At 43.1% G+C, this 14081-nt stretch carries 9 protein-coding genes; 2 read left to right on the forward strand and 7 right to left on the reverse strand.

Translation table 11 applies throughout. The annotated features are described in order from the left end of the window. The first annotated feature begins 33 nt into the window (after positions 1 to 33). Both FCL46_RS08785 and mutY read left to right on the forward strand, forming a co-directional pair. Positions 34 to 2400, forward strand: a complete 2367-nt coding sequence (locus FCL46_RS08785) for a hybrid sensor histidine kinase/response regulator (protein ID WP_167505784.1) — start codon at positions 34 to 36, stop codon at positions 2398 to 2400. Between the two features lie 46 nt (positions 2401 to 2446). Beyond that, a complete protein-coding gene (gene mutY, locus FCL46_RS08790; RefSeq protein WP_136806113.1) occupies positions 2447 to 3565 on the forward strand; it encodes an A/G-specific adenine glycosylase in 1119 nt (372 codons plus the stop codon). A 35-nt stretch (positions 3566 to 3600) separates the two neighbouring features. On the opposite strand, the gene FCL46_RS08795 is transcribed toward mutY, so the two are convergent. The 7 genes from FCL46_RS08795 to FCL46_RS08825 form a co-directional block, all read right to left on the reverse strand. Then, entirely contained in the window at positions 3601 to 6483 is a 2883-nt protein-coding gene (locus tag FCL46_RS08795; RefSeq protein WP_338032050.1) for an ABC transporter substrate-binding protein, read from the reverse strand. A gap of 162 nt (positions 6484 to 6645) precedes the next feature. Beyond that, on the reverse strand, positions 6646 to 8127 hold the full coding sequence (locus FCL46_RS08800; RefSeq protein ID WP_136806115.1) for an exodeoxyribonuclease III: 1482 nt from the start codon (positions 8125 to 8127) through the stop codon (positions 6646 to 6648). Positions 8128 to 8160: 33 nt separating this feature from the next. Further along, positions 8161 to 8718, reverse strand: a complete 558-nt coding sequence (locus FCL46_RS08805; RefSeq protein WP_217909592.1) for a YcbK family protein — start codon at positions 8716 to 8718, stop codon at positions 8161 to 8163. Positions 8719 to 8761: 43 nt separating this feature from the next. Then, positions 8762 to 10453 carry a L,D-transpeptidase family protein gene (locus tag FCL46_RS08810; RefSeq protein ID WP_136806116.1) on the reverse strand — a complete coding sequence of 564 codons (1692 nt, stop codon included), beginning with the start codon at positions 10451 to 10453 and terminating at the stop codon, positions 8762 to 8764. A gap of 220 nt (positions 10454 to 10673) precedes the next feature. Further along, positions 10674 to 11933 (reverse strand): diaminopimelate decarboxylase, encoded by a 1260-nt coding sequence (locus tag FCL46_RS08815; protein ID WP_136806117.1) that lies wholly within the window; start codon positions 11931 to 11933, stop codon positions 10674 to 10676. Between the two features lie 21 nt (positions 11934 to 11954). Then, positions 11955 to 12410, reverse strand: coding sequence for an Lrp/AsnC family transcriptional regulator (locus FCL46_RS08820; protein WP_136806118.1), 456 nt, complete (start codon positions 12408 to 12410; stop codon positions 11955 to 11957). A gap of 203 nt (positions 12411 to 12613) precedes the next feature. After that, entirely contained in the window at positions 12614 to 13939 is a 1326-nt protein-coding gene (locus FCL46_RS08825; protein ID WP_136806119.1) for a multiheme c-type cytochrome, read from the reverse strand. Between the last annotated feature and the right edge of the window lie 142 nt (positions 13940 to 14081).

Raw genomic sequence — 14081 nt, forward strand, 5'->3', positions numbered from 1 at the left:
CGATCTGTGAAGGTTTCTCAGTGGGTATCGCTCGTGTCCATAGTCATATTGGCGGTGCTGGCCTCTTTTCACAGTTACACAAACAGTTCACTGCAGTCTGCCGAGGAAAATCATCAACATGTGCTGCGCATTCAGAACATGTTTGTGGATGTCTTGTTTCTCGAGTCTGCTGTTCTCAACGAGGCAGAGGATTATGCAAATCTGCTTGCCAGAAGTCAGGAAGTCCAGATTCAGATAAAACAGGTGCCACAATTACTTGATCCTCTCGTGCTGAAAGAGCGGGAGTATGTTTTCAATAAATTGCTGACAAATCATGTAGAAAATGAAAATTACTACATGAATGTTAATGAGACGTTGCCGGAATTGATTGATGGGGTCCGCAATATTCATCAATACTATATTGAGACCCTTAAAGAGAGGCTCGATGAGAGGAGTGTTGTCCCCGTCCAGAATGTTCGTAGTGATTTTAAACGCTCACCTGAAAAGGCGGCTCCGGAATTAGAAATTATCGGTTCAGCAGTTATTGTCCAAAATGATTTGCTCGATATTGTATCACTCTTTTCAGCAATGCAGCAGGGCAGTTCTCCTGATAATATTGCCACTCTTTTTGAACGCAGAATTGAGAAATTCTATGCATCTGTTAATCGTTTTGATGATTACACAATTGATTCGCAGGATGGAGTGCTTGTAGAGAAGCTATTGATTACCGGTAGGGAATTTACCAGATCTTTCGGGGAACTGTTGAAAAACAACAAGCGTGAGAGGCTACTTGTAAAAAAACTCAGCAGCAATCAGCAGGCAACCTCAAAAATGTTCGAAAGTTCAATTGCTGCTCTCAAGAGTAGCAACGCCTCCCTAAAGCGAAGATTAAAGATCCTTCAGAAAGCAAGTACTGTAATGTTGGTATGGCTTGCCTGTTGGCTCGGTTTCTATGGAATAAGGTTGTCTCGCGAGTTTGCTGGAACTGTCCGTGAAACTAAAAAGATCCAGTCCGATCTTAAATATCGGATCAGCTATACTGATCGATGCTACAGTGAGTTTCAGATCATATACGATACACTGAATATGTTGGCGGATACCGCAGAAAATCAAGTGACATCTCTTGAAAAAATGCGGGGAGAGTTAACGAGACGTGTTCAGGAGAGAACTTCTGAACTTGTCCATATGAACACACGACTTAAAAATGAAATTGCTGATAGAGTCAGGGCAGATGAAACGCGTAGGGAGCTTGAAGGAAAACTGATTCGTGCCAAAAAAATGGAGGCGATTGGGACCCTTGCAGGTGGTGTTGCTCATGATCTTAACAATATATTGTCAGGGGTTGTCAGCTATCCTGAATTGATCCTGTTGGATATGAAAGAAGATGATCCACTCTATCCATCAATTATCACCATTAAACAATCAGGCGAAAAGGCTGCCTCAATTGTACAGGACCTTTTAACACTTGCCAGAAGGGGAGTTGCTATTTCAGAAGTTGTGGCTTTTGATCAGTTATTGGAAGAATACTTACATAGCGCTGAGTATAGAAGTCTCTGTAATGTACATACTGGTGTTGAAGTTGTGACTCAGATTGTAGAAAACTGCGGTAATGTAAAAGGTTCAAGATTGCATCTAATGAAGACTGTAATGAACCTTATGGCCAATGCCATGGAAGCAATGCCGGAGGGCGGAGTTCTAACACTTTCTGCGAGCGGAGTATATGTTGATACAGTTCTCAAAGGTTACGATACTGTCAATGAAGGTGATTATGTCTGTTTGACTGTTCAGGATACAGGTGTAGGTATGACTCAGGAAGTCTCTGAACAGATATTTGAACCATTTTTTTCAAAAAAGAAAATGGGTCGTAGTGGAACCGGTCTTGGTATGGCGGTGGTTTATAGCACGGTAAAGGATCATGGCGGGTATATAGACATTCAATCAACACCTGGAGAAGGTACTGTTATAGCAGTTTATTTACCACTAACTCGTGAAGCGGAAACGGTAGTATCAGGAAGTTTTGATATAACCTCATTACAAGGTGATGGTGAACATGTTCTTGTCGTTGACGATATATATGAACAGCGGCAAATAGCCTCAAGTATGTTGAGAAGGCTCAACTACACTGTAGCCACTGCTACAGGAGGTGATGAGGCGGTAGCCTATATAAAGAAGAATGATGTAGACGTTGTCGTACTCGATATGATAATGCCTCCCGGGATGGATGGGCTTGATACCTATCTTGCACTTAAAGCGATTGTGCCGGACATTCAGGTAGTAATTGCCAGTGGCTTTTCTGAGAACGAACGGGTAATGAAAGCACAGGAGTTAGGCGCAGGAATGTACATTAGAAAACCCTATTCTCTTGAAGTCCTTGGAACAGCGATACGATCAGCTTTACAGGCAGAACGGATGCAGTCGTAATACGCGCTGATTTTATTAGTAAAAATGCTCTGCCGATGTGTGTGTCATGAATAGTTATATACAGGAAGTGGTTGAACCAGTTCAAAAGATATTGATCAGCTGGTTTAAGGATAACGGTAGAGACCTGCCGTGGCGAAAGGCGTATGACCCATATTGTATCTGGATATCAGAGATAATGCTGCAGCAGACGCAGATGGATAGAGGTGTTGAGTATTATACCCGGTGGATGAATAGGTTTCCGGATATTGCTGCTGTCGCAGAAGCACAGGAAGATGAAATTCTCAAGCTGTGGGAAGGATTAGGATATTATGCACGGGCAAGAAATCTTCATGCTGCTGCAAAGCAACTTATGGCTGAGCATGAAGGAGTTATGCCTTGCAATCCTAAAGAATTATTATCACTACCAGGCATAGGGCCGTATACAGCAGGAGCAATCAGCAGTATCGCATGTAACACTGATATTTCTGCAGTTGATGCCAATGTCATTCGCGTGTATTCGCGTATATTCGATATTGATACTCCGGTTAAAGAAAGTAAGACCAAAAAAAATATTGAGAACATTGCGATCCAGTTACTTCCTGCAGGGCAGGCTCGTGTGTTCAATCAGGCTCTGATGGATTTTGGCGGAATGATTTGCCGGCCGAGACAACCATTGTGTGGTGAGTGTCCGATATCTTCACTTTGTCGTGCAAATAGCAGGGGTACGGTGGAAGACAGGCCTATTCTTGACAAAGCTAAAAAGACGCTTGTTATTGAAATGGCAACGGGAATGGTTGAAGAAGAAGGGCGTCTTTTTATTCAGCAACGTAAAAGTGATGATATATGGGGTGGCCTGTGGGAATTTCCGGGAGGACGGCTTGAAGATGGAGAGGCTGCGGAAGAGGCTGTAGTGCGTGAATATCGTGAAGAGACCGGATTCACCGTGACTGTATGCAAAAAGATAACAACTGTCACTCACTTTTATACCCGCTATAAAGTGATTCTACATTGTTTTAGCTGTAAGCTTGGAAGCAGATCACCGCTGCCTGAACTCACTGCAGCTCAACAGTATAAATGGGTTTTTCCTGAGGAGATCAAGGCGTACGGCTTTCCTGCCGGACACAGAAAGCTCCTTGAATATATTGATGCGAATTGTCCTGAGCTCCTGAATGATCCCTGTCGATAAATGGGGAATGAGCAATATTGGCAGCCTTAGATGTGTTAGTGGTGAGTGAATACACTGCGTAGTGCCGCCGAGAATTTAGTAACATCAAGGGGTTTCTGGAAATAACGTGTTATGCCCATTCGCGTAGCTTCATGCTCGTTAATTTTATCACTATACCCTGTACAGAGGAATATCGGGATCTCCGGTCGTATCTCAAGAATTTTCTGGGCCAGTTGACTTCCGTCCATTTCAGGCATTGTCATATCCGTTATCACGAGATCATAATTTTCCGGATGCTGCTGGAAGTTCTTATATGCTGAATCCGGCAGATTTTCGGCAACTACTGTGTAACCGAGTTTTTCCAGCATGAGACTGTTTATATGTAATAGTTCTGTATCATCATCTATAAGAAGTATCGTTTCGGTGCCTTTTTGCAGTGATGGCTCCTGATAAAGAGTGTCTTCTCTGGAAGGATTTGCAACAGGGAGGTGAATGATAAATGTGACCCCGGTGGTATCGCCATTCTCAACATGTATTGCACCGTCATGATTGAGAATAATACCGTGCACTATAGATAGTCCAAGTCCGGCACCGTTGCCAAATCCTTTTGTCGTGTAATACGGGTCAAAAATTTTCTCTTGCAGGGCAGGGTCTATGCCATGCCCTGTATCTGTGACTTCTATTCGTATATATGGGCCTGGTTCAAGCAGGTGTGTAGAGCTTTTCAACGGTTGCTGGAGATATTCAATCTGGGCTGAAATATGAATCTGTCCTTTTTCTCCTTTCATGGCCTGCACTGAATTAGTACAAAGGTTCAGAAGCATTTGATAGATCTGTGGAGGATCTGCAAAGACCTGCTCATTGTTTAACTCAATTCGGTTGTCGATCATGATTCCAGGTGGAATGGTGGATCGTAAAAAACGTAAGGAGTCTCTCAGCACCTCAGCGATTTTCACCAATCGGAGTTCATGTTCGGATTTACGGCTGAAGGTGAGCAGATGTTGAACTATGTCTTTTGCTCGTAAACAGGTCGTTTTTATAGTAGCCAGGTTTTTATGACAGGGATTCCATTCCGGAGTATCGAGTAGAGCCAATTCGGTGTTTCCGACTATGATGCCAAGCAGGTTGTTGAAGTCATGAGCGATTCCTCCTGTCAATTTTCCTATGGCATCCATTTTTTGAGAATGTCGTAATTGCTGTTCCAGCTGCTGTCGCCTTGAGTGTTCACGTTTTAAGATAATTATCTGCGAAATCAAGCTGGAGTAGATTTCCAGAGGCCGAACAACTTCATCTGTCGGTTTTTCACCAGATTTTGAGGAATCAACAGAGATTATTCCTATGAATTCGCCTTTTTCATCATTCATCCGGACAAACAGGTTGTCTTCCGGGTGCCAGTGGTCTGCAGATTTTGGGACTGTTCCATTTCCATAAAATGTCGCATCTTCGTTGAGAATGCCTTTGAGCGTGTGGGGAACGTAATAACTGCAGTGACCAAGTTTGGTACCAAGGCTGAATACGTCAGAATACCAGCTCTTTGATATATCTGTTTCCCGCACTTTTTTTACAATATCTTCGGATACACCAGCATTTCCTAAAAGTTCACGATATGGTGGCTGATCTCTAAAGAGGGAAATCAGGACACGGTTGAAGTCCGAATGTTCAACGATTGCTTTACTGATTTCAGCAAAAAGTTTTTTCTCATCCCGTATGGAGATTATCGATGCTGCAGAAAGACTAAATTGTTCGGTTTGCTGAGAATAGGCTAAAAGTTTTTTCTCGCTTTGCTGAAGAGCACGTTCAGTTTTTTTTCGCTCTATGATCTCTTTTTTCAGGCGGCGATTAAAAAGGAACAGAAAAAACGAGATGATGATTGCAACCACAGCGAATGCTGCAAGGGTCGATATGGCCTGAATAAACCATTTGGGAACCCTTTCTTTTTCAGGGGAATATATAAAACCTTGAAGGGAGTATGTTTCCGGCACCAGTTTATAGCGTAAAAATATTTCTGCTATGCGGCGCCATCTGCCCGGATTCATATGGCCGATTTTGACAAATTCCGGAAGTATGAGTTTACGCATCTCCTCAGCTTCATAGAGCAAATGGTCTCTGGATTTTTTCGACTTATATTTAGAAATAATGGTTTCAATAATCTCCTCGGGGTTGTCCATCGCATACTCCCAGCCGAGTAATGTGGCCCTGCGAATTGCTTCTGCCCGTTCAGGGTGTTCAGCTATCTCCTGTTCTGTTGTAAAGAGACCATCTCCATAAAAGTCTACGCCATATGAGGTTGGATTGATAATGTTGTAGGGAATGTTTTTCTGCTTGAGGAAATACGGTTGGTTGGTGATGTAAGCAGCCAGGGCGTCTATGGTAGGGTCAAAGTAGTCTTCGTATTTGGTGATTTCATCAAGCACCACCACTGTGTTTAAGTCTATCCCCTCATCCTGTAGTGTAGCCTGGAGTTCTATATCGCGGCTGGATAAGTTCATCATGACAAACTTTCCATACAGGTCCTGTGGAGAGGTTATTCCTGTTTCAGATCGAGCAACGAAGACCAATGGAGAATGCTGGAAAATAGAAGCCATTGCGACAAGCGGTTTGCCATTGAGCCTCTGTAGGAGCAATTCCGAATTGGTAACCCCATACTCAGCATTACCATTGATAACCTCATCGATAGTATTTATGCCGCTGCCACCTTCGACAAGTGTTACTTCAAAACCTTCGTTTTTATAAAATCCTTGTTCTATTGCAGCGTAGTATCCGGCGAATTGGAATTGATGTGTCCATCTAAGTTGAATAAAAACCTTTTGGTTTGCTGTGTTGTTCTTAGAAGCATGAGACTGGGAAGGAAGAGAAAACTGTGTGAAGAGCGCGCAGAAGAGTAACAGAACACATTGAAGTAGAAAAATCCTTCCGGGAGCGTATTTCGAATGAATAATTACACCTCAACGATTTTGGTTTCCCAGAAGAATATCCTGAGAAGAATTGCCAGTTGGTTTGAACTCTGTATATTGTCAAATATCCTGAAATTGTATTAAAACAGGATGGGTTGCGCAAGCTCTAACTGGGATACCGAAGGTAATGCAGATGTAATTAAGCGATTAACGCTGATTATTTGCTGATGGGGTGTATTCCAAAAGGACTGGGCAATGATCTGAGCCCATCATTTCCTGTAATATTTTTGCATCAGTCACATTATTTACAGCCTGACTATCAACGCAAAAGTAATCAATACGCCAGCCTATGTTTTTTGCCCGGGAATTGAAACGATAACTCCACCACGTATACTGATCCGGTTCCTGATTAAACATTCTGAAGGTGTCGGTGTAACCTGAATCTATAAAGCTATCCATCCACTCACGTTCCTCTGGAGTATAGCCGGCATTTTTTATATTATTCTTTGGATTCTTAAGATCAATTTCTTTATGGGCTACGTTAAAGTCGCCACAAAGGATTACCGGCTTTTCTTCACCGAGTGTATTTGCAAATTTATGTAATTCTATATTGAAGCTGATTTTATAATCGAGCCTTTTCAGTCCTTCACCTGCATTTGGGAAGTAAATATTGATAAGATAGAATGTTTCGAATTCGGCGGTTATCACTCTGCCTTCCCTGTCATAGAGATCGTTACCGATACCCGTAATAATTCGAAGCGGCTCACTTTTTGAGTAGATTGCCACGCCCGAGTACCCTTTTTTTTCAGCGCTGTGCCAGTATGAGGTGTAGCCTGCAATAGTCTTCAGGTTTTCAGAGAGTTGATCGGGCTGGGCTTTTGTTTCCTGCAGAGCAAGTACATCTGCATTTAACTGAATAACTGTGTCGGTAAAGCCTTTTTTCTCCATTGCCCGTATGCCGTTAACGTTCCATGAGATAAGGCGCAGCCCAGGTGTAGCATTGGCGTTTTTATTGTTAGCTGTAGCGGTTTTGCGTCGAGGAGTTACGCCGAGTTGCGGGCATAGTTTCTCTAAAGGGCAGATGTCGCATTGTGGGCCTACGGGTTTGCAGAGAGATTGGCCAAAGGCGACCAGGAGCGAGTTTACCGGAATCCAATGTTTTTCAGGCAACGTGTTGCGAAGTGCCATCTCTGTTTTGAGCGGCGTATCGGTTTCAACATATCGCCAGATGTTCATTATGCGGTGCACGTGGGTGTCAACACATATAGCTGGTTTGTTAAACGCAACGCTGCGAACAAGGTTAGCAGTCTTACGACCGACACCCGGCAGGGTGATCAACTCTTCAATTGTTTCCGGAACTTTGCCTTTAAAAGCTTTGAGTGCTTCTGGAAGCTGACTGAGATATTTAGCTTTATTTCTAAAAAAACCAACTGGGTGGATCAGTTTTTCTAATTCTGTTTCGCTGAGTGTCGCAAGCTCTTCCGGGGATTCAGCTTTTTGAAAAAGTTTTGCTGAAGCTACTGCCGTTGTTTCGTCTTTAGTTCGTGCAGAAAGAATTGTTGCAACCAATACTTTGAAAGGATCTTTTGTTTGAACCGCGATAAGATCAACCACCGGAACCTGTTTGTCCTTTACAAAATCAGCAATTACATCAAGAAAATGGTCGATATCTATCGGAGAATGGCTCATGGATTCAAAATAATGGTAGGAGAAATAGATGATTTACCAGCTGCGTACGCGTCCGGTATCAATATGGACAAAATCAGATTGAGCGTAATACCCGACTCCACAGGATTTTAAAGAAATTGCAGCATCGCGTAAATCACTGGTGGCAACATCTGTAAGACGGATATCTATTGCCTGGCCATTTAAATGGAAACTTTTTTTAGCGACACCGCTACTTTTCGAACGAAGTTTTTCGTTAGTTTTCGGCGATCTGTACCCTGAAATGACTTCAAAAACACCTTTGCTCCCTGTTTCCCGTTTAATTTTATGAAGAATTTTCATGAGACGAAAATCAATGGGATGAGTATCTCCGGTACGGAAGTCGCGTAAAAAAGTGTACAGATCTTTTTTGATTGAAGGCGGGCAGGTGCGATTGGTAAAACTGAGTTCGAACTGCTCTTGGGTATGGGTGTGGTAAAAATGTATTGAATCTATTGGGGATTTTTTTGCAAACAAGTCCGTTGGTGACAACAGGCTGAGGCCGAGTGTCAGCTTTGTCGACGCAATAATAAAATTACGCCGATTCATAGAACCGGTGATGTTCTGTAAAGTCATAAGGAAATACTATCTAATAAATATGGTTTGTTGAAGAAAAAACTTATTTTAACAGTGCTTTATACAGTTCTTCGTCACGTGCATAAATGTCACTATTAAAATGGATCGTACCGTCTTTGTCAACCCATGTAGTCTGGTAGGTAATGTGTACGGGAAGAGGATCTGATAATCTTATGACTTTTCGGGAGGTTTGGTTGTATACCTCCCTCACTTTTTCTACAGTCCAATTATTTTTATGATCATCAAGGACAAAAAGAGCGAGCGCGAAAGGATCACTTACCCGGATACAGCCGTGGCTGAAGTCGCGCTGAGTATGGTTGAAAAGGTTTGGGGTAGGTGTGTCATGTATATAGACAGAATAATTGTTTGGAAAGACGAATTTGATTTTGCCTAAAGCATTGCCGGGGCCGGGATCTTGTCTCAGTTTGTAACCTGACATCTGGCTTTTGGTCACTGAGTGCCAGTCTATTTTAGTAGAGTCAAGCTCTACAGCATTATGTTGCCAGCTGGAAAATAGGCGGATATTGCGTTCGGTGAGATGGTAAGGATTTTTGCGCAGTTCCGGGAGTTCCTCGTCTCGGGCTATTGAGGGTGTAATATTCCAGAAAGGATTAATATCCACATATTTGATACTGTCGCTGAAGACAGGGGTTTGGTGTTGAAGTTTTCCAACAATTACCGGTATGTCGAGTATACGATTTGCACCGCCGTCCTTATATGCCTTGAGGTTGAAACTTGCTATATTTACAAGTACATACTTGTCTCCAAGGTCGTGCGCCTGCCAGCGCCATCGTGCCATATTGAGACGGATAATATCAACTCGCTCGGCTGCGGTCACATTTAATGCTGCAAGTGTTTGTTTTCCGATAATTCCATCAGGTTCAAGTCCATGTCGTTTTTGAAATTGTATAACAGCCTTTTCGAGTTCAGTGTCATACACCTCTTCACCAGGAGTAAGAAGAGGTAGTGGAAGGTCCTTGCTCATTTCAAGACGTTTTCGGAGGAGTTTAACCCGGGTATCATTCTCACCCGGGCGAAGAGTCATGCCTGGTGGGATAGGTGGCCAGTCACCTAGATCTGAAAACTGTCTATATCTGGTAAGTGCACTTTTTAAATTATCATAATGCTGATGTTGCGGTGGGAGCAGGTTAAGTAAGGCATCAAGATCTTCAGAGGCTAGGGATAATTCAACAGCTTTAATTGGATCAAAATTTTCCTCTCCAGCTTCAGGAAATAATTCTGGGTTGGCCTCATGCGGTTTGAGTTGGCCGTAGCTTAGATCATGAAAATATTTGACTAGATTGTATGTAAGTAAAGCATCAAGTTCAGTGAGGTCGGTTAGCTGGGTTGAATGCCAAAGTTCAGTAATCCTTTCGATCTCATAGTTACTTGTGTCAAGGCCATGCTCATATGATTTTTTGAGATGATCAAGAATGACATACGCTTTTTCGCCAGGGCCTTCGGGGGATACCCATAAAGGATGAGCTCCTCTCTCATGATAAATGACTGCCAGGCAAAGTTCTCTGGTAGCAAGGATAGGGCGATTTTTGTTTATATCAAGCAGTTCAAGTGGATAGCATACAAGCTGCTTGGTCATTTCGGCCACGAGATCTGTTTCGGATGTTTCGGTTTCAGCAATGACAGGCAAAGTGAGAGAAGTGCAAATGCAGGTTGCTAAAAAAGAAACTCGGGCAAACTGAAAGAAATGATTAAAAAACGAGTAGGTTGCTATCATATGTCCTGCTTTAGAATTACTGAAGAGAAAACACTACAAAAAGTATACAACAACCATTTTATTTACCATCTATTGTGTATTGTTGCAATCGTAGTGGTGTATTGGCAAGGTCGTAGGGGAAAATGCAGGAATGTCTGGAAAAGGTCAGGAGTGGATACTATTGCCACTGTATTTCCAGTAAAGAATATACCGGAAATACAGTGGCGGGACGGCTCGTGTGTTAGAGTTTCAAGCGTTGTTCGGTGAATTCGAGAGTTGCAAAATAGTCTTTGGCTGTTTCCTCCCGCCTGATGAGTTCAACTTCACTGTCAGATCGTAAAAGGAGTTCTTTAGGACGAAGCTTGCCATTATAGTTAAAACCCATGGCCTGACCGTGAGCTCCAGTGTCGTGAATTATGAGGATATCACCATCAGTGATTACTGGCAGTGTACGTTGAATCGCAAATTTATCATTATTCTCGCAGAGTGAACCAACGACATCGACTGTTTCTGTTTCGCCGTCCATGTTCTTGCCTAAGACATCAATGTGGTGGTAGGCGCCGTAAAGAGCTGGCCTCATGAGTGCACTCATGCACGCATCAACACCAACGTAGGTGTGGTAGATATCTTTTCTGTTTATCGCTTTTACCACCAGTGCACCATGCGGGCCGGTAACGAAACGGCCGCTCTCCATATAAAGACCTGGCATATATGAGTGTTTTGCTTTAAACGCTGTGAACAGTTCGGTGATTTCACGACCCATAGCAGCAAGGTCAAGTGCTTCCTGCTCTGGACGATACGGTATTCCGAGGCCACCACCGATATTGATGAATTCAAAAGTGATCTGTAATTTTTCAGAGATCTCCTCAACAAGCTCAAGCAGCATCTCTGCAGTCTGCACCATATAACTGTAGTGCAACTCGTTTGAGGCAAGCATTGTATGAAGACCAAAACGTGTGGCACCGCGCTCTTTGGCCTGGCGATAGGCATCTATAATCTGGTCGTGGCTTACACCGTACTTAGCTTCAGTAGGATTGCCGATGATGTCGTTACCCGTTCGTCGAGCTCCAGGGTTGTATCTAAAGCAGATCAACTCCGGCATATTCGGAACTTTTGGGATAAGAGAGATGTCATCAAGATTGAGAATGCAACCTCCGGAAGCTTCGGCAAAATCGAATTCTTCTGGGCTCGTGTTGTTAGATGTAAACATGATCTCTTCACCACTACCGCCAACACCACGACTGAGCATGAGTTCGGTTATCGAAGAGCAGTCAAAACCAAAGCCCATGTCTTTCATTATTTCGAGAATTCTGGGGTTGGGTAATGCCTTTACAGCATAGTACTCCCTGAACTCTTCAATGCCTGAAAAGGCTTCGCGGAGATCTTTGCAGGTATTACGGATACCCTCTTCATCATAGATGTGGAACGGGGTATTAAAATGATTAGAAATGTTCTCTAAAACCGGATAGAGCCTATCGGTATAGGATGAAGAAAGTGGCATGCTAAACTCCTGTATTGCGTATTATCTGATCGAAATTCTCGATGTTTCTTTAATAGTGTCAAGGACCGTGGAGGTGCTTGTTGAGATTACTCCGTCAATAACCGATATTTTTTGTATAATCAGTTGACCAAGATCCTTGGTATTGGCTGTTCGTGCCTTGACAAGATAACCATCTTCTCCTGCAATAAAATGCACTTCTTGTATTTCTGGTAATGCAGCCAGATCATGACCAATTTGCTCTGTGTTTGAGTTGGCTGAGTCTATTTTTATCGTAATAAATGAAACCTGGCTGCAGTTGAATTTCTCCGGATTAAGGCGAACTTCATATCCATCAATGATTCCCTGTTTCTCGAGTTTTCTTACTCGTTCGAGAACTGCCGACGGAGCAAGGTTTACCTGACGTGAGACTTCAACATTCGGTATTCTTGCTTTGTCCTGAAGAATTTTTAGTATCTGCATGCTCTTCTTGTCTATCATAACGATCATCCTCCTTGTGCGAGAATAATATTCATGAAAAAGAATCCGGTCAAGAATAAAATTCTCTCCAGGCGGCTAAAGTGCAAATTGCAGTAGCAAGAGTTTGCGGATTTTTTGTTTTCACGGCAAGGTGAAAGCAAAAAAAGGGGATTGCCATAGCGGCAATCCCCAGATCTGAATACGATGTAAATACGTATTAGGAATTATTGACGATTGAAAAGATCAGAATAGATTTTTTGGAATTCACCACTATTGATCTTCTTCTTAAGCGATGCGGTGTCAGCGTTCAGCCAAGTATGCATTGGATCTGTCTTCAGCAGATTGTCAATATAGGCATTTACTTCAGGGTCATTATAATGACGAGCTTCGGGGATAAATTTGAAGTAGAAGTTATGGGCAACATCGTATATTCCATGCCACCATGCATAGTCCGGACCCATCATAGCCGTTCCCATACGTGCTCTTCTGCCCTCATGGTGCCAGAGTTCCCAGTAGAGCCATTCGACTTCATTTGAAAATGCTGCTGTATTTTTGAAAACTTTCTTTTCTTTCAGCATGCCGATAATCTTACCAGCTGGTTTAGCAAACTTGTCATTGTAAAGATGGACCAGTGCATCGTATTGATAATAGTGTCCATCGACAAAAGGTTTCTGATGGCAATTAAGGCACACTTCTTTCATGTTGCCTCGTTTTGCTTGCCAGTTATCTTTGAATTTTGAAACCGGTGGTCTCAGCGTCCAGGAAATACGGTCACCAACATCATGGGTGATCTGCTGGGTTGATGTTGCAGACATGTGACAGGTGGAGCAGGTAGGTGCTTCGTAGTAGTCTTTGCCGACGATCCACTCTTCCTTATCGAGATTCATTTTGTCTTTATTGGAATAATAGGCAATCCCGTGTTTTGATTCTTCGAAAATCTCTTTTTGCGGATGATCCGGTCCGAGGTGGCATTTGCCACAGTTTTCAGGTTGTCGTGCCTGCTCGGCAGAAAAAGAATGGCGGGAGTGACATGCATTACAACTGCCTTTGGAACCATCCGGGTTGAGTCTTCCTATGCCTGAATTAGGCCAACTTAGTGGGGAAAGTTTGTTGGGTTGGCTCTCATCTATCAGGACTTTTCCACCATGACATGATTCGCAACCAGTTATAACAATAGGGTGACCGCCGGCAACATGCGCCAGGTACGCATCATTAGATTCGAGAATCTCACCTGCATGAGCATGGTAGGAGTTCGTTGTCTGCTCTGCTTGGGCTTCGTGACATTTACCGCAATCTTTTGGTGTAACCAAGGTCGCTATACTCGCTCCATGGTGATCAAAAGCATCTTTGTCTGCTTTGTCAGCTTCATGGCAGTCAATACAGCCTATATCGTTTACTCCATGTTTAGAGTAATGCCATTGGTTGTGAAGACCTGGATTATTTTCCTTGTGGCAACTGATGCAGTCTTCTGCTACCCCTGCTGTCAAGCTAAGAGGTGCTAAAAGCATTGCACAAGCAACCATTGCTCCTGCAAAAATCATTTTCTTCATCGACATTCTCCCTGTGGTTGAATGAGATATCACCAACGCCAGAGGCGTTAATGAATCATTAGCGGCCGGGGAAACGATAGTCCCAGACACGGTATCAGACAAAACAAAAGTCAATTGGTGCGATGTATATCTATGATTGGCA

It is taken from the genome of Desulfosediminicola flagellatus (genome assembly GCF_005116655.2).
Classification (GTDB): domain Bacteria; phylum Desulfobacterota; class Desulfobulbia; order Desulfobulbales; family Desulfocapsaceae; genus Desulfopila; species Desulfopila flagellata.